Source organism: Orrella daihaiensis (assembly GCF_022811525.1).
Lineage (GTDB): Bacteria > Pseudomonadota > Gammaproteobacteria > Burkholderiales > Burkholderiaceae_B > Algicoccus > Algicoccus daihaiensis.
Window position 1 is genome coordinate 1,614,951 of record NZ_CP063982.1, and the last position, 17,045, is coordinate 1,631,995.

Consider the following 17,045-nt stretch of genomic DNA (forward strand, 5'->3'; position numbering starts at 1 on the left):
AAGCATTTTAAGGGACAACGACCTCAACTCAAAAGGCGGGTGAAGTCATTAAAAATCGCTAGCGTCATCAACCCAGCCAACAGTACGACCCCTACCTTGTGTCCGAGCATCATCCAACTTTCTGGGACTGGCTTACCCCGCACAATCTCAACCGTGTAATACATCAGATGCCCCCCATCAAGCATAGGGATCGGGAGCAAATTAAGCACCCCAATACTCACACTGACTAGGGCTAAAAATGCCAAATACGCCGTCAACCCAATCTGAGCCGTCTGCCCGGCGTAGTCCGCTATCGTCACCGGACCACTGATATTCTTCCATGAGACTGCACCAGAGATCATGCTTCCAAGCATCTTAAGTGAGAACCAGGCTGTTTCGTAAGTTCGAGTCACCCCTTGCCAAATGCTTTGAACCAAGCCGTGCTCGACCATGACCATCGGCACTTCATTGGCCAGTCCAACGCCAATTCGTCCAATGACAGCCCCATCTGGCCCGTCGGCCGGGCTAGGTACGACCTCAATCGTCACGGGTGAGCCCTGACGATCAACCACCAGCGTAAGCGGTCGGCCGGGGTTTGCTTGAACGGTCTGAATAAGCTGACGGGTGTCGATCACGGGACGTGCGTCAATGCTAAGAACCACATCAGCACTCGCTAGCCCGGCTTTCTGACCAGCACTGTCTGGTTGCACACTGGTGATCACTGTTTTACCCGGCTGCAGTTGCAGACCTGCCAACGCCAACGCGTCTGTGTCGGGCCCGGGGTCGGCAGCCGGCAACGTCACAACCAACTCTGACTGACGATCAAAACGGTCAACCGTGAGGTTCACATTTCCGCCATGCACCATGTCATCCAGCATTTGCCAGCGTGCTTGATTCCATGAAGTCACCGGGACACCATTGACTGCAATGACCCGATCGCCGCCAGCAACACCCGCCTGAGCAGCCGCGGAATTCGCTGGCGGCTGGGCCAGAATCGGCACCGGTTCCTCAGTACCGATCATGTTCAGTCCGGCATATAAGACTGCAGCCAATATAAAGTTGGCAATCGGCCCTGCGCTAACAATAAAAAATCGATTTTTAACGGGTTGGTTACTAAATGCCTCCCGTTTCTCGCTCTCGCTAGCACCTTGCTCTGGTTCATCTTGCATCTTGACATAGCCACCCAAGGGAATGCCTGCAAGGACCCACTCCGTACCGCGGCGATCAATTCGCTTGAGCAGGGGTTTCCCAAATCCCACCGAGAACCTGAGAACCCGCACCCCGCAGCGTCGGGCAGCCCAATAGTGACCATACTCATGAAATGTAATGATGATGCCTAGTGCGATGACGAATGCGAGTATGGTCGTTAACATAGCCAAAAGACTCAGGAAGTGATTGTGCCAATAGTTTGACTGCAATGCGTGGCGAAGGTTCGGGCAGCCGCATCATTGGCAAGGACATCATCGAGGCAAGCGATATCGTCCTGATGCGATCTGGCTTGCCAATCAAGTGTTTGGCTAACAATACGGGCAATGTCAAGATAACCGATTTTGCCCTGTAAAAATGCCTCGACTGCAACCTCATTGCTGGCATTTAGCGCGATACATGCCCCCTGCCCGGCTCTGAGCGCATCAAAGGCCAGTTCAAGGCAAGGATAGCGTTGCGGTTGCACAGCCTCAAACTCGAGCCGACCCTGCCGGGTTAGATCCAGCATATCGACGCCGGCGTCGATACGCGTCGGAAAGCCCAGCGCATGTGCGATTGGTGTGCGCATATCCGGGTTTCCAAGTTGAGCCAAGACCGAACCATCGGTGTACTGCACCATCGAATGGACGATACTCTGAGGATGAATGAGAACATCGATCTGATCGGCACTCACGTTGAACAACCAATGGGCCTCGATAACCTCAAGCCCTTTGTTTAGCATGGTGGCTGAATCAACTGAAATTTTGCGACCCATTTCCCAATTGGGATGGGCGCAGGCTTGTTCAGGTGTGACGCTAGCCAGACTTTCGAGATCGAGCGTTCTAAACGGCCCACCAGAGGCCGTCAATATCAACTTTTGAACGCCGGCTCTGCTAACCAAGTTGTTAGTTTCACTACACGACGGCAAACACTGAAATATGGCATTGTGTTCGCTGTCGATGGGCAACAAGGTCGCCCCGTGCTCAGCCACGGTTGTCATCAAAAGGCTACCTGCGGCTACCAGAGACTCTTTATTTGCCAAAAGAATCTTCTTGCCAGCTTTGGCCGCGGCAAAGATGGAGGCAAGACCCGCAATCCCCACGATGGCAGCCATGACAATATCGGTTTGGTTTTCCGCGGCGGTCTGCGCCAACGCCTGCGGACCGACACGCACGTCTGGCATCGGGGCAACATTGCTCCATGCCTTTTTGAATTGGGTCGCCGCTGCATCGTCTGGCACAACCACACAGCTAGCACGTGTATCGCAGGCGATTTGAGCTAATTCCGCCATGCGCCTATTCGCGCTCAAGGCATGAACCGTGAAGCGGTCGGGATGGCGCTTGATGACATCGATGGTGCTTTGCCCAATCGATCCAGTCGCGCCCAGAATAGTGACGGATTGCGCGCTCATGAATACCAAAAATCCGAAACCAAGAAATAAGCCACTGGAACAACGGCAACCACGGCATCCACACGATCATAGACACCACCATGACCGGGAAGCAAACGGCTCGAATCCTTCACGTTGGCCTGACGCTTCAGAAAGGACTCAAACAAGTCCCCCATCACCGCAAGCACACCAAGCAGCACGGATGCAGCAATCAACCCTACCCAACCCCATAACTGCAGTAACCAAGAAGCGTAACTGTTGTCTATGGATGCGGTCACGAGCATCCATAGAACCACCCCTGCCAGACCGAACAATGCACCCTCACGGGTCTTGCCAGGGCTAATGTGAGGAGCCAGCTTTTGCTTACCGAATTGCTTACCACCGAAATATGCCAGGATGTCAGCTATCCAAATCAGCAGTAGCAGCGACAACAGACTCCATGCCCCCGAATTGATCCACAGCAGTGCCAATACACCCCAGGTGGCAAATAGGCATACAGGTGCAAACAAACTCCATGCGATCGATTGCGGGTTGTTGTTAATCTGAGCCGTCAGCAGCTTCCAGGGGATTGCGGTAAGCCAAACCAGTACACTGACAACCACAGTCGCATGCAAGATGTCCAGTTGATCGCCATCGCCTGCGAGCCATTGGTAGGCCTGCACGCCCGTAACTACAGTTAGCACCACACCGAGAATGACGGCAAGCCAAGTGGACTGGGGAGCCGTCAACCGAAGCCATTCATATGCCGTCACACCAACCACCAGGCTAAAGAATACGAGCAACGGCCATGGATTTTCCAGGGACAGATCAACGGCCAGAATCCCAAGCAACACCACCGCGGTCACAACACGTTTCAAAAGCATGGCTAATTGACTTTCTCTGCAACAGCGTGAATCTGCGCGCTCGTACGGCCGAACCGCCGCTCGCGATGCCGGTACCACTGAACCGCAGCGTCCATGTCGCCGGCACCGAATTCCGGCCAGTATTTATCCGTGAAATAAAGTTCGGTATAGGCCAATTGCCAGATCAAAAAATTCGAGATCCGCTGCTCGCCACCAGTCCGAATAAAAAGGTCGGGTTCTGGCGCCCAGGCCATGCTCAGATGCCGAGCGAGACTATCCTCATCAATGAGCGATGGATTGTCGATGAGCGCGGGGTCCAGCGACAACATTTTTTGTGTTGCTTGCAAAATGTCCCAACGCCCACCGTAGTTGGCTGCAATGGTTAAGTGAAAGGCTTCGTTATGCGCCGTAGTATCTTGAGCCTGTTGAATCATCCTTTGTAGCTTTGGCTCGAATCGACTGACATCACCAATGACCCGCAGTCGTACGCCTTTACTAGAAAGCTCGTCCACTTCGCGCTCAAGCGCTTGAACGAACAAACCCATTAACAGGTTGACTTCTTCAGAGGGGCGGCGCCAGTTCTCAGAGCTAAATGCAAATAACGTCAGATACCGGGTGCCCAGAGCGCCAAAATACTCAAGTGCATTGCGAACAGACTGCACTCCCCGGGCATGGCCGGCTGATCGCGGGAGATGCCGCTTAGTCGCCCAACGGCCATTGCCATCCATAATGATAGCCACATGCTCAGGGATATCGGATACCTCGGGTATCCGTTTAGTCGAGCTAATGATTTTCAAATGATTATCCTAAGAGCCACGGCACTGTACTGTGAGGTTCAGTCCTTAAACCTTCATCACCTCAGCTTCTTTTTGCGTAATCAACTTATCGATTTCAGATACAAACTGATCAGTCAACTTCTGGATCACGTCCTGAGCACGACGCTCGTCATCTTCAGAAATTTCTTTGTCTTTGACTAGTTTTTTCAAGCCATCATTTGCGTCACGACGCAGGTTGCGGATAGCAACTTTGGCATCCTCGCCCTCTGCTCGAACTACTTTGGTGAGTTCACGTCGGCGCTCCTCTGTCAATGCCGGCATCGGCACACGTATCGACTCACCCATGGCCTGCGGATTCAATCCCAGATCGGAGTCACGAATGGCTTTTTCTACAACTTGAGCCATGCTTTTTTCCCAAACCTGTACGGCTAATGTGCGCGCGTCGAGCAAATTGACATTGGCAACTTGCGATAAGGGCGTCATGGCACCGTAGTATTCAACCTCGATGTGGTCAAGCAAGCCCGTATGCGCTCTTCCTGTGCGAATCTTAGACAACGTTGATTGCAACGTTTCAAGCGATTTGTTCATTTTGGTCTCTGTACTAGACCGAATATCTTGAATGCTCATAACTCGAACTCCAAAAAACTTAGACATGCACCAAGGTGCCCTCATCCTCGCCATTGACTGCCCGTGCAAGCGCGCCAGCTTTGTTGATAGAGAACACACGAATTGGTAATTTCTGATCGCGACACAGTGCAAATGCCGTCGCGTCCATCACTTCAAGGCGGCGAGCAATGACCTCATCAAAACTGATCCTGCTGTAACGCTGTGCTGAAGGATCTTTGTTCGGGTCTGCGCTGTATATCCCATCGACTTTGGTGGCCTTCAGCACGATTTCAGCACCAACTTCAGCGCCGCGTAAAGCTGCTGCTGTATCAGTGGTGAAGAAGGGGTTGCCTGTACCAGCCGCAAATATGACTACCTTGCCCTCTTCGAGATAGCGCAAAGCCTTGGGTCTTATGTAGGGCTCAACTACCTGCTCTATGTTCAAGGCCGACTGCACTCTGGCATCGACCCCACGGTGCTTGAGCGCATCTTGCAAGGCCAAGGCATTCATCACCGTCGCCATCATGCCCATGTAGTCAGCGGTGGCGCGGTCCATGCCCTGAGCACCCGGCGCTACACCGCGAAAGATATTGCCACCACCAATAACAACCGCAAGCTGCACCCCGAGGTTGGCTACGTCACTGACTTCTTCGGTCATTCTCAGTATGGTGCCTCGATTGATGCCGTAGGCGTCTTCGCCCATCAGGGCCTCACCAGACAATTTAAGCAAAACGCGTTGATGACGTTGGGCAGACATGAGGACCTCAGCGAAGACAAAGACAACAAACCAGAGATGGAGCAAGTTTAGCCGATTCGCGCTTTAACCATGGCAATTGGCAAATCTGCTGATAGACGGTATGGCATCTAACCATCGGCAACGCTTAGTCGCAAAAAAACCGGACAAACAGCCTACTGAAGGCCGTTCTGTCCGGTTGCTATCTGATTGAACGATTAGGCAGTGCCAGCCGCCGCGGCGGCAACTTCTGCCGCAAAATCAGAGACCTTCTTCTCAATACCTTCGCCGACCACAAACAGCTCAAATTGCTTGACCGATGCGCCTTTCTCCTTGAGCATCTGACCAACCGTCTGCTTGTCATTTTTTACAAATGGTTGCGATAGCAAAGCGACCTCTTTCAGATACTTTTGAACAGCGCCTTCAACCATTTTTTCAACAATCTCGGGTGGCTTACCGGATTCGGCCGCTTTCTGGCGAGCAACCGAGCGCTCGGTTTCTTTGTCTGACTCGGGTACACCGCTCTCATCAATTGCCTTTGGCTTGGTCGCAGCCACGTGCATGGCGACGTCTTTACCAACCTCTTCTGCGCCGGTGAAATCTACCAATACGCCAATCTTGCCGCCGTGCACATAGCTAGCAAGTGCACCATCGGTTTGAAAGCGTTTGAAGCGGCGTATGGTCATGTTTTCACCGATTTTGCCAACCAATGCAGTTCGGGTGGATTCAACAGTACCCTCTCCCATGGGCAATTCCGACAGCGCGGCCACATCCGCCGGTGACTTGGTGGCCACCATGTCGGCAATTTGTTGCACAAAGCCGATAAAGTCATCGTTCTTGGCAACAAAGTCAGTTTCACAGTTGACTTCTACAATGGCGCCTGTCTTGCTGTCCGCAGAGATACAGATGCCGATCAATCCCTCTGCAGTCACACGTGCTGCTGCTTTGCTCGCCTTACTGCCGAGCTTGACACGCAGCACCTCTTCAGCCTTGTCCATATCACCATTAGCTTCAGTCAGGGCTTTTTTGCACTCCATCATGGGTGCATCGGTCTTCTCACGCAATGTCTTGACCATTGCGGCGGTAATTTCAGCCATGTTCGCTCCGTCTACTTCAATGATTTGCGATCCAGATGGTATCGAGGATCCCTAAACACAACCAGACAATCAGTCTGGCGCTACTTTGGTTTTAGAAAGTCAGGTCAACGATGAGGGCGAACTCATAAATCCGCCATCACCATATTTCCCGCGAGCCCCCCACAGCAACACTACAAGGGGCCAAAGGCATTACTGCTCTGCCGTATCGTCTTCGAGCTCAACAAACTCTTCGTCTGCCGCTAGCTCCTGAACGAGACCATTGACTGCCTGCTCCTTGCCTTCGAGCACCGCATTGGCCATGCCAGTTGCATAAAGGGCAACAGCTTTGCCAGAGTCATCATTGCCCGGAATGACATAGTCAATCCCATCCGGGGAGTGGTTAGTATCAACGACGGCCACAACGGGAATACCCAAGGTGTGCGCCTCTGCCACTGCGATTTTGTGGTAACCGACGTCTATCAAGAAGATCGCGTCCGGCAAGCCAGCCATATCCTTGATGCCGCCAATCGATTTATCAAGCTTTTCCATTTCACGCTCGAACATCAGCGCTTCTTTCTTGGACATGCGCTCAAGACCACCGTCTGCAGCCATCACTTCCATGTCTTTCAAACGCTTGATTGAGCTCTTGACCGTTTTGAAGTTGGTCAACATGCCACCGAGCCAGCGATTATTGACGTATGGCATACCGGCACGGCTTGCTTGCTCGGCAATAATGTCGCGGGCGGCGCGCTTGGTACCCACAAATAGGACTGTGCCATTTTTGGCAGCAACAGAGCGAACGAACTTGGCAGCGTCAGCGTACTTGGCAACCGTATGCTCGAGGTTAATGATGTGGATTTTGTTACGATGGCCAAAAATGTAAGGGGCCATTTTGGGGTTCCAAAAACGGGTTTGGTGACCGAAGTGCACACCCGCTTCTAGCATTTCACGCATAAGTGACATGAGATTCTCCTAGGGTTTTTTCCAGTAATACGACAGCACCGATTGTTTTTAGACGGCACCCTGGCGTCGCATCACGCGATTTGGCAGTCCAAGCGAACTTGTTCTACCCGATTTCCTGCAAAGCACCCGTCGGCAAACAGCCAACACACTTAAAAACGGGGGTTTTTGAGTGACTACTTTGTAGGAAAGCCTATAATTCTACTATGTTTTTTTATGAATTGACAAAGGCGATAGACGATCCATGCGACTGGTAACCGATCCGACTGATCTGAACAAAATGCGGGCAGCCTGCCAGGATGCCGCCAAGGTCCTCGATTATCTGACCCCATTTGTTAAGGCGGGTGTAAGCACGGGAGAGCTTGATCAATTAACCATTGACTTTATTACCAATGTTTTAAAGGTCAAGTCTGCAACGATTGGCTACGCACCCACCGGATATCCCCCCTTTCCTGGCGCGATATGTACCTCAGTGAACCATCAAGTTTGCCATGGAATACCGGGGGAGAAGATCTTAAAAAATGGCGATATTGTCAACATTGATGTGACCATCATCAAAGATGGCTGGTTTGGCGACACATCCCGTATGTATTACGTGGGCGAACCCTCTATTGCGGCTAAGCGACTGACTCAGACAACCTACGAATGTATGTGGCTAGGCATTGAGCAGGTCAAGCCGGGCAACACCCTAGGCGATGTCGGCCACGCAATACAGTCATACGCTGAGGCTCAGGGTTATTCAGTTGTACGTGAGTTCTGCGGCCACGGTATTGGACAGCAGTTTCATCAAGATCCTCAAGTCTTACATTATGGTCGACCCAAAACCGGTGTCAAATTGGAACCGGGGATGATTTTTACCATCGAACCGATGATCAACGCTGGCAAACGCGAGATCCGGCAGCTTGCTGACGGATGGACGGTTGTCACACGTGACCACAGCCTGTCTGCCCAATGGGAACACACTGTTTTAGTGACCGAACAAGGGTTTGAGGTTCTCACCGTATCTGAAGGCATGCCCGAACGCCCAGCGCTAGCGTTGAACTAACCAAACAATGAACACCTCGGCGGAACTGCAAAAAATCAGGCAAACGCTTAAGCAAAAGCGCGATTTTGCGATTGCCGAATTCAGGCGTAAGCCCAACGCCGAAAGGTTTGTGCATGAGTTGCGCCGGGCCACTGATGAAGCGCTCAGACAATTGCTGCGCAATTATCCGCTGCCAAAGCAAGCTGCACTCGCTGCCGTGGGGGGATATGGTCGCGGTGAGCTCTATCCATACTCTGACGTTGACTTGCTGATTTTGCTAGACAAGCCGCCGAGTGCCGCTGACGAGGCTCGTTTAAGCGAGTTGGTAGCGGCGCTGTGGGATTTAGGTATTGAGCCAGGCTACAGTGTCAGGACAATCGATGATTGCATCAAAGAGGCCGAGTCTGACATTACGGTCCAGACTTGTTTGCTTGAAACACGGTTTATCACCGGCAGAAGAAACTTGGTAAACGCGTTTAACAAGGCGATGCTAGATCACCTCGATCCCAAAGCCTTTTATCGTGCCAAGCTAGCCGAAATGCGGCAGCGCCATGTCCGTTACCAAGAAACTCCCTATGCGCTTGAGCCCAACTGCAAGGAATCGCCCGGCGGTCTGCGCGATCTGCAAGTCATCCGATGGATGGCCAAGGCCGCTGGGTTCGGCACCAGCTGGACTCAGATCGCAAAAAGTGGTTTGCTGACCAATCAGGAAGCTAATGACTTACGTCGGGCCGAATCGGCTTTCAAACGTTTGCGAATTGAACTTCATTTGCTAGCTGGCAGACGTGAGGATCGGCTCGTCTTTGATATGCAGCACGCGCTTGCTAACGTCTATGGCTTACAGGCAACCGATACGAGGCGTGCCAGTGAAATCTTGATGCAACGTTATTACTGGGCCGCAAGATTAGTGACTCAGCTAAACACCGTCTTGGTACAAAGCATTGAAGAGAGCCTTTTCGATGTGCCTGATACTGCTGCGCGACAAATTGACGAGTGTTTTTTTGATTTAAACGGACGGCTCGATATCCACGAACCAGAATTGTTTGAGCGTCATCCAGATCAAATGCTGCGTGCGTTTCTGGTAATGCAACAGCATCCCGAGTTGACCGCCATGACGGCCCGTACCATGCGAGCACTTTGGCACGCTCGTCGCTTGATTGACGCAGAGTTTCGTCGCAAACCGTGCAATAAAGAAACTTTTTTGGCAATTTTGCAGCAGCCACAAGGCATCGTTCATGCTTTGCGCCGCATGACCATGCTCAATATATTGCCCCGCTATTTGCCCGTGTTTCGGCGTGTCGTCGGTCAAATGCAGCACGACCTATTTCATGTGTATACCGTGGATCAACACACGCTGCAGGTGATTCGCAATTTGCGGCGTTTCACCATGCCAGAACACGCTCAGGAATATCCATTGGCCTCGCGATTGATGGCTAGCCTGGAGCGGCATTGGTTGCTATACGTAGCGGCTCTATTTCACGACATTGCCAAAGGACGTGGCGGCGACCACTCCGAACTAGGTGCCGTAGAGGTGCGGCGCTTTGCCCGTGATCACGGCCTATCAAAAGACGATACCGAGTTGGTCGTCTTTCTGGTGCGCCAGCACTTGCTGATGTCGCAAGTCGCCCAAAAACAGGATCTATCCAATCCGGATGTCATCCAGTCATTTGCCAAGGCAGTTGGCACCACAAGGCGGCTAACAGCACTTTATTTGTTAACCGTGGCTGATATTCGAGGCACCAGCCCCAAAGTGTGGAATGCCTGGAAAGGTAAACTGCTAGAGGACTTATTCCATTTAGCCCAAAGTGTGCTCGGTGGCAATGCTGAGTCCGCCAACACAGTACTGCAACAACGACTGCAGGAGGCCACCCGTTTGACTCGTCTGGTTGGCTTGCGTGATGAAAGTCGGGAAGCCTTCTGGAACAAACTGGATGTTGCCTATTTTCTGCGGCATGACGCCCCTGATATTGCGTGGCACACCCGCCATCTCTACTATCAGGTCAGCCCAGACTCGGCAGTGGTTAAAGCACGACCCGTTATTGGTGGCAGTGGTTTACAGATCATGGTGTACACACACGATCAAAAGGACCTATTCGCTCGCATTTGCGACTACCTCGGGCGTAAAGGTCTTGACGTTCAAGATGCCCGGATTCACACCACTCGACATGGCTATGCACTAGACAGTTTTGTTGTGCTCCCTATCAACGCGCAGCATGATTTGCGATCGCTTGCGGATCTGATTGAACATGAGTTAGCAAACACCCTGGGTGATGATGGCTTGATATCTGCCAAGTCAGTTAACGCCTCGACCAAGCGAGCCTCTCGATTATCACGTGCGTTCCCGTTTGCTCCAGTCGTTGAGCTGCAACCGGACGAAGGGAGTCAACACTGGCGGTTGGCTGTCGTTGCAACTGACAGACCGGGTTTACTGGCTGACTTGGCGCATACCTTCACTGAATTCAACGTATCACTACAAATGGCGAAGGTGATGACGCTAGGTGAGCGCGTTGAAGACGTTTTTGTGATTAGTGGCGAGGTTTTGACACAACCGCGCCAGCAACGTCAATTTCAGCGTGCTATTTTCGAAACCTTAAGTGTTGAGTTGGCCAATGCTGCCTAGTTCAAATTATTTACAAAAAACCCTTAGTGCCATTGCTTTGCTGTCATTTGCAGCAGTGGGCGCTGCTCTGCTGAGCCAACACCTTTTAGGCATGTTGCCATGCGCCTGGTGTATTTTGCAGCGTCTGATCTTCGTTTTGATTGGCGTAGTCGCTATGCTCGGCGCGCTGATCGGCGCTCGCGTCATTAAACGTTTTGCTCTTGTATTAGTGCTGCTGATGTCCTTGATAGGCATGGCGGCAGCATGGCACCAATGGACGGTAGCCGCCCAGTCCTTTAGTTGTGATCAAACGATCGCGGATCGACTCATCGTGGGTTCTGGACTTGATGCGTCAATGCCCTGGCTTTTCGGGATTTATGCTACCTGCATGGATGCTGCTGTCAGTATTTTGGGGCTAGAGTTCGCCGTCTGGAGCCTACTGTTGTATGGAATATTTGCTGTTGCGAGTCTGCTTGCTTTGCGCGCCTCTAAACGCGCTTCCAAGTTTTCATCCTAACTTTCCTAGATCCGTTTTATGCTGCGCCTGGGGTTTATGGCCCAGTACCCAGGCTGTATCCTAGTTGTCGTTGGCTGCGAACCCCAGGTTGAACTGCAATCCGCCACCCTCACCCTCTTCCTGTCGGGGACGAGCAAGCCATTTGAGGTAGTCCGGTGTAATGTCGCCAGTGACGTACTCACCCGTGAAACAAGAACAATCAAAATTAGTCAGCTTTGGATTCAGATCCATTACTGACTTTTGCATGTCCTCGATGTCCTGATAAATCAGCGCATCAGCCCCGATTAATTTGGCAATCTCTTGCTCATCGCGCCCATTGGCTATCAATTCATCCTGTGTTGGCATATCGATGCCATACACGTTCTGATAGCGTACAGGCGGCGCAGCTGAGGCCATGAAGACCTTGTTGGCACCAGCTGCTCTCGCCATCTCAACGATCTCGCGGCTTGTCGTGCCACGAACAATTGAGTCATCGACGAGCAATACATTCTTGCCCTTGAATTCCAAGCCTATGGTGTTGAGCTTTTGTCGGACTGACTTTTTGCGCACCGCTTGTCCGGGCATAATGAACGTGCGGCCGACATACCGATTTTTAATAAGCCCTTCGCGGTATTCTAGGTTTAGCCGTGAGGCAAGCTGCATGGCAGCTGGGCGCGATGAGTCCGGTATTGGCATCACCACATCAATTTCGCCAAGCGGCATGGTGCGCGCGAGCTTATCAGCAAGATATTCCCCCATTTTTAGTCGAGCGTTATAAACCGATACGCCTTCAATCACCGAATCAGGTCTGGCGAAGTAAACGTACTCAAAAATACAGGGGGCATGTTGTGCTGGCGGGCTGCAATGTTGTTGGTGCACCTGACCATCAAGCGAGATAAAGACAGCCTCGCCTGGTTCAATATCGCGAACAAACGCAAACCCGGATCCTTCAAGTGCGACTGACTCAGAGGCTACCATCCACTCCGGACCAGCGCTTGACTCAAATCGGCCAAGGCAAAGCGGCCGAATGCCATGGGGGTCACGAAATGCCAACAGCCCATAGCCAGAAATCTGGGCCACCACTGCATATGCCCCCTTTACCCGGGAGTGCAAGCCGGTGACGGCTCGAAAGATCGCCGCCTCGTCTAACGAAATACCATTAGCGGCGCGCTGTAGTTCATGGGCTAAAACGTTGAGCAATACTTCCGAATCGGAATTGGTATTGATATGGCGTTGATCGATACGGAACAGCGACTCACGCAGTTCGTTCCAGTTGGTTAGATTGCCGTTGTGTGCAAAGGTAATACCAAAAGGCGCGTTGACATAAAACGGCTGAGCTTCCTCAGCGCTGTCGCTGGAGCCAGCCGTCGGATAACGAACCTGCCCAATGCCGCTAAATCCTGGCAATGATCGCATACTGCGCGTGCGAAAAACATCACGCACCAGCCCATGGCCTTTGAACATATTGAAGTGATTGCCTTCTGATGTTGCAATGCCGGCGGCATCTTGACCGCGGTGTTGCAACAACAGCAGACTGTCGTATATCAGCTGATTGACCGGCCCACGCCCTACTACTCCAACAATTCCGCACATGATTTTTTCCAGGAGATCGACGATTGCTATTACTGTTTGACGTTTAATACGGTAGCCATTGATCTAATGGCGCTGGCAAGCGCGCCTTCAGTTGCTGAATTACCCCAACCACCTGATCAGAAAACATTGCTTGCTCGAACCACGATTCTTGCGGCAGCGGTGTATAACCGGCAATAACAACTAAAACCAAGATCAGCAAAGCCCCACGAATTAGACCGAACATTGCGCCAAGGCCACGATCGGCAGGCGATAGACCCGTGGATTTGATCATCGCGGCCATGGCCATGTTGACCAGACCGACAGCCAATAATGTCAGCACAAACAACGCGGCATAGGAAATACCCAATCTCAAATAATCGTGGCTGACCCAGTTCAGCAGTCTCATCCCCGCAAGGCCAGGCCCCCACCAAATTGCAGCCAAGAAAGCCAGACCGAATGCAACCAGTGACAAGAGTTCCTTGATTAGCCCCCTGATGACACCTAACAGGGTTGATGCCCCAACAATCCCCAAGAGTGCAAAGTCAAATCCTGTCACTTTGTCGTGATAAAGCCGTTATCGTAACCAAGGGTACGAAGCCTCGCTTGTGCGGCCTGGGCAGCCGCGCGCGAGTCAAACGGTCCCACGCGCAAGCGGAAAGTCTGTTTGCCATTAACGGTGGCGGGCTCCACAAAGGCGTTACTAACGCCCTGGGTTTTGAGCTTGTCCAGACGCGATTTGGCTTCCGTATCACTGCCATAAGATGCCACTTGCAACACAAACGACCCAGTGGCCGAGCTAGCCGTCGCCGACGGCTGCCGCCCGGCAAGAATTGCCAGAGCCTCAGCAGTCTGATCAGGCTTGGCCACCTCACTGGCAGCAGTCGCTGCGGCAGCTTTGGGCGCAGGCGATGACTGTGCCTCTTGAGCGGCCACTGGCTTGGACTCAGGTTTGGATTCAGGCTTGGGTTGCGTCGTGGCTGCAGGCTTGCCGGCTGCTGGCGCACCGGCTGTTAAATCGGTACTCGGAACACCAACATTGCCTACGGCCTCCTTGGGCAAACCCGAGGTCTCAGGCGTTGCAGCAACACCAGCATTTGATTCGGCCGAGGGATCTGTCGTCGGTGGTGCGCTCAATTGGGGATTAAATGCAGCGTTGCGTTCAGGCACCGCAATCTCAATGCCTGCAGGCACCGGCCTGGGTTCGCCATCGAGCAACATTGGCAGGACAATAACGGCCGCGAGCACCAATGCAACTGCGCCGGCTAGCCGTCTACGCGCCCGAACGCGCAAACTGGCAGCCTGTGCTTCGCTGGATACAGATGGACGGGGGCGATGCGCTGTACGGCGCGAGGACTTGGCTTCTTTTCTGCTAAACAGACCCATGACCTAACCTTGTGCAGGAAGGGGCATCGCTGACTCCCAAGCCAAAACGACGCGGCACCTAGCGACGCCCTAAATGTTCAAGCACGCCAGCCACCGTCAAAAATGACCCAAACACCACGATTCTATCATCCGGGTTGGCCTTCTGGCGCACTATATCGAACGCCTCCGAGGCGCTACCGTAGACCTCAATCTCAACAGAGCCATCCTCAGGTGTGCGATGTGTGCTTGTTACCTCGCGCACTTTATTGGCGAGCTCTTGACCTGGCAAGGCCCGTGACCCCGGCAGGTCCACGCAGTACCAGCGGTCAATGCGTTTTGCCAGATGGCCAATCACCGAATCGACGTCCTTATCGGCCATGATGCCAAACACAGCATAGGTGTAGGGGTGATACCCCATGTTGCCGAGATTTTTTTCGAGCACAGCCGCCGCGTGTGGATTATGCGCCACATCCAGAATCACCACTGGCTGACCTGGCAGAATTTGGAACCGTCCGGGTAATGCCGCTTGAATCAGCCCTTGGCGCACGGCTTGTTGTGTGACGGGAATGCGATCGCGCACGCTCTCAAGCGCCGCTAATGCACCGGCAGCATTTAATAACTGATTCGCGCCTCGCAAAGCCGGATAGGCCAAAGCATTGCGTCTAGCGTGACGACCAGCAAACCCCCACTGCTGACGATCCCCAGAGTAGTTGAAATCGCGTCCAAATAGCCAGAGGTCAGCGCCAATTTCTGTGGCGTAGTCGATCAACGTTTGCACCGGTGCCGGATCGGCGCAGATCGCTGGACGATTTGCCCGAAAAACGTGAGCTTTTTCCCACCCGATGGCTTCCCGGGTTTCACCTAACCACGCTTGGTGATCCAGATCGATGCTGGTGACGATTGCGCAATCTGCATCCACAATATTGACAGCATCAAGCCGACCACCGAGACCTACCTCCAGGACCCAGGCATCCAATGGCTGTTTGGCAAACAACAACAGGATCGCTAGTGTTGTGAACTCGAAATAAGTGAGCGACACCCCCTCGCGAGCGGCTTCTACCAACTTGAAGGCCTCGATTAAATCTGCGTCACTAACGGTCTGTCCATTGATGCGGGCACGCTCATTGAAGTCAATTAAGTGTGGCGAGGTGTACATGCCCACGCGCCAGCCTGAGGCCAACAAAATCGCTTCGAGCATGGCACAAGTGGAGCCCTTGCCATTGGTACCAGCCACCACAAACTTAACCGCATTACTCTGGATCGGCAGACGGTCCGCCACGCGACGTATCCGTTCCAGACCCATTTCGATGGATTTCGGATGCAACGCTTCAAGATAGTGAAGCCATTGTTGCAGGGTGACGAACTCCCCAGTTGATTTGAATGGCGTCGTCGGCGAAGCAGAATCGAAGTTGGACATGGGTGTCTAACAAGCTCTAGGTTGTCACAATCAAGGTGCCAAGTGTAGCGGCTCTTACCCAGCTTGGTGCGAGGCATCCTCTGTGCCACAATGGTCTCATCCTAAATTTTGTGCCAACCATGAGTCACATCCGCCAACCCCTAGATGCCAGAGCGGTTTCTTTGATGTTACTGCTTTGCATCCTCTGGGGCGGGCAACAGTCAGTGATCAAGCTCGTCGCCGATGACATGGCGGCGACCCTGCAAATCTCGCTGCGCTCAGGCATCGGTTTGATATTGATAGCTGGTTTTATGGCGTGGCGTGGTATCTCATTTGCCATGCACAAAGGACCTTGGCGTGCTGGCATCATTGCCGGATTGCTATTTGGCTTTGAGTTTTTATTTATCGGCGAAGGTCTACGCTACACCACTGCCTCACACATGGCAGTATTTCTGTACACAGCCCCAATTTTTACGGCACTCGGACTGCACTTTCTAATACCCGAAGAACGATTATCAAAAAAGCAATGGCTTGGCATATCGCTGTGCTTTGTCGGCATTGCTGTTGCATTTTTGGGTGGTTTCGCTCAGCCAACCATCAGTAACAAGATTCTCTGGGGAGACTTCTTGGGGCTTATGGCTGGATTTCTGTGGGGATCAACTACGGTTGTCATACGGGTCACGGGTTTAAACCGAATTCCGGCAGCCCAGACAACGCTATATCAACTTGTCGCAGCTTTTGTCATCTTACTGCTGGCTGCCATGCTATCTGATCAGATGACAGTGAACTGGACACCCGAGCTCATCACCGCATTGGCAGCCCAAGGCATTGTGATTGCCTTTTTCACTTTGCTCGTGTGGTTTTGGTTATTGTCTCGATATCTTGCATCAAGACTTGCATCATTCACTTTTCTAACACCACTTTTCGGTGTCGCGTTTGGTGTATTACTGCTTGACGATCCACTAGACATCGCATTTGTACTTGGTGCGGCACTCGTCATTATTGGAGTGTCTGTTGTAAATCATCCCAAATCCCGCTAGGTGAGCCTC

At 52.5% G+C, this 17,045-nt stretch carries 16 protein-coding genes; 4 read left to right on the forward strand and 12 right to left on the reverse strand.

Going from position 1 to position 17,045, the window contains the following annotated elements; all coding sequences use genetic code 11:
* Nucleotides 1-23: 23 nt before the first annotated feature.
* The 8 genes from rseP to rpsB all read right to left on the reverse strand — a co-directional run bounded on the left by rseP (nucleotide 24) and on the right by rpsB (nucleotide 7,550).
* Nucleotides 24-1,352, reverse strand: a complete 1,329-nt coding sequence (gene rseP / locus DHf2319_RS07395) for an RIP metalloprotease RseP (RefSeq protein ID WP_243477527.1) — start codon at nucleotides 1,350-1,352, stop codon at nucleotides 24-26.
* Nucleotides 1,353-1,363: 11 nt separating this feature from the next.
* Nucleotides 1,364-2,575, reverse strand: a complete 1,212-nt coding sequence (ispC, locus tag DHf2319_RS07400) for a 1-deoxy-D-xylulose-5-phosphate reductoisomerase (protein ID WP_243477528.1) — start codon at nucleotides 2,573-2,575, stop codon at nucleotides 1,364-1,366.
* Nucleotides 2,572-3,417, reverse strand: coding sequence for a phosphatidate cytidylyltransferase (locus DHf2319_RS07405; protein ID WP_243477529.1), 846 nt, complete (start codon nucleotides 3,415-3,417; stop codon nucleotides 2,572-2,574). The genes ispC and DHf2319_RS07405 overlap by 4 nt, the downstream gene beginning before the upstream one ends.
* A gap of 2 nt (nucleotides 3,418-3,419) precedes the next feature.
* Nucleotides 3,420-4,193: a polyprenyl diphosphate synthase gene (gene uppS, locus DHf2319_RS07410; RefSeq protein ID WP_243477530.1), complete on the reverse strand. Its 774-nt coding sequence runs from the start codon at nucleotides 4,191-4,193 to the stop codon at nucleotides 3,420-3,422.
* Between the two features lie 45 nt (nucleotides 4,194-4,238).
* Complete coding sequence (gene frr, locus DHf2319_RS07415) at nucleotides 4,239-4,799, reverse strand: ribosome recycling factor (protein ID WP_243477531.1); 561 nt, start codon at nucleotides 4,797-4,799, stop codon at nucleotides 4,239-4,241.
* 19 nt (nucleotides 4,800-4,818) lie between these two features.
* Nucleotides 4,819-5,535 carry a UMP kinase gene (pyrH, locus tag DHf2319_RS07420; RefSeq protein WP_243477532.1) on the reverse strand — a complete coding sequence of 239 codons (717 nt, stop codon included), beginning with the start codon at nucleotides 5,533-5,535 and terminating at the stop codon, nucleotides 4,819-4,821.
* 194 nt (nucleotides 5,536-5,729) lie between these two features.
* Nucleotides 5,730-6,608, reverse strand: coding sequence for a translation elongation factor Ts (gene tsf, locus DHf2319_RS07425; RefSeq protein WP_243477533.1), 879 nt, complete (start codon nucleotides 6,606-6,608; stop codon nucleotides 5,730-5,732).
* Between the two features lie 189 nt (nucleotides 6,609-6,797).
* Nucleotides 6,798-7,550, reverse strand: coding sequence for a 30S ribosomal protein S2 (rpsB, locus tag DHf2319_RS07430; RefSeq protein WP_243477534.1), 753 nt, complete (start codon nucleotides 7,548-7,550; stop codon nucleotides 6,798-6,800).
* Between the two features lie 241 nt (nucleotides 7,551-7,791).
* Between rpsB and map the strand changes: the two genes are divergently transcribed.
* The 3 genes from map to DHf2319_RS07445 are packed head-to-tail and all read left to right on the forward strand — an operon-like array spanning nucleotide 7,792 to nucleotide 11,687.
* On the forward strand, nucleotides 7,792-8,592 hold the full coding sequence (gene map / locus DHf2319_RS07435) for a type I methionyl aminopeptidase (protein WP_243477535.1): 801 nt from the start codon (nucleotides 7,792-7,794) through the stop codon (nucleotides 8,590-8,592).
* A gap of 7 nt (nucleotides 8,593-8,599) precedes the next feature.
* The gene (locus DHf2319_RS07440; protein ID WP_243477536.1) at nucleotides 8,600-11,191 is read left to right on the forward strand and encodes a [protein-PII] uridylyltransferase; all 2,592 of its coding nucleotides are present in this window, start codon (nucleotides 8,600-8,602) and stop codon (nucleotides 11,189-11,191) included.
* The gene (locus tag DHf2319_RS07445) at nucleotides 11,181-11,687 is read left to right on the forward strand and encodes a disulfide bond formation protein B (protein ID WP_243477537.1); all 507 of its coding nucleotides are present in this window, start codon (nucleotides 11,181-11,183) and stop codon (nucleotides 11,685-11,687) included. Before DHf2319_RS07440 ends, DHf2319_RS07445 begins: the two co-directional genes overlap by 11 nt.
* Before the next feature lie 60 nt (nucleotides 11,688-11,747).
* Here DHf2319_RS07445 and purF read toward each other — a convergent pair whose 3' ends face one another.
* From purF to folC, 4 genes are read right to left on the reverse strand one after another with little or no spacing between them, the layout of a single operon-like run.
* A complete protein-coding gene (gene purF, locus DHf2319_RS07450; RefSeq protein WP_243477538.1) occupies nucleotides 11,748-13,259 on the reverse strand; it encodes an amidophosphoribosyltransferase in 1,512 nt (503 codons plus the stop codon).
* Between the two features lie 43 nt (nucleotides 13,260-13,302).
* Complete coding sequence (locus DHf2319_RS07455) at nucleotides 13,303-13,794, reverse strand: CvpA family protein (protein WP_243477539.1); 492 nt, start codon at nucleotides 13,792-13,794, stop codon at nucleotides 13,303-13,305.
* On the reverse strand, nucleotides 13,791-14,621 hold the full coding sequence (locus DHf2319_RS07460; protein WP_243477540.1) for an SPOR domain-containing protein: 831 nt from the start codon (nucleotides 14,619-14,621) through the stop codon (nucleotides 13,791-13,793). The genes DHf2319_RS07455 and DHf2319_RS07460 overlap by 4 nt, the downstream gene beginning before the upstream one ends.
* 58 nt (nucleotides 14,622-14,679) lie before the next feature.
* Entirely contained in the window at nucleotides 14,680-15,903 is a 1,224-nt protein-coding gene (folC, locus tag DHf2319_RS07465; protein ID WP_243480051.1) for a bifunctional tetrahydrofolate synthase/dihydrofolate synthase, read from the reverse strand.
* Between the two features lie 233 nt (nucleotides 15,904-16,136).
* Here folC and DHf2319_RS07470 point away from each other — a divergent pair, with 233 nt between their 5' ends.
* Nucleotides 16,137-17,036: a DMT family transporter gene (locus DHf2319_RS07470; RefSeq protein ID WP_243477541.1), complete on the forward strand. Its 900-nt coding sequence runs from the start codon at nucleotides 16,137-16,139 to the stop codon at nucleotides 17,034-17,036.
* Nucleotides 17,037-17,045 lie beyond the last annotated feature (9 nt).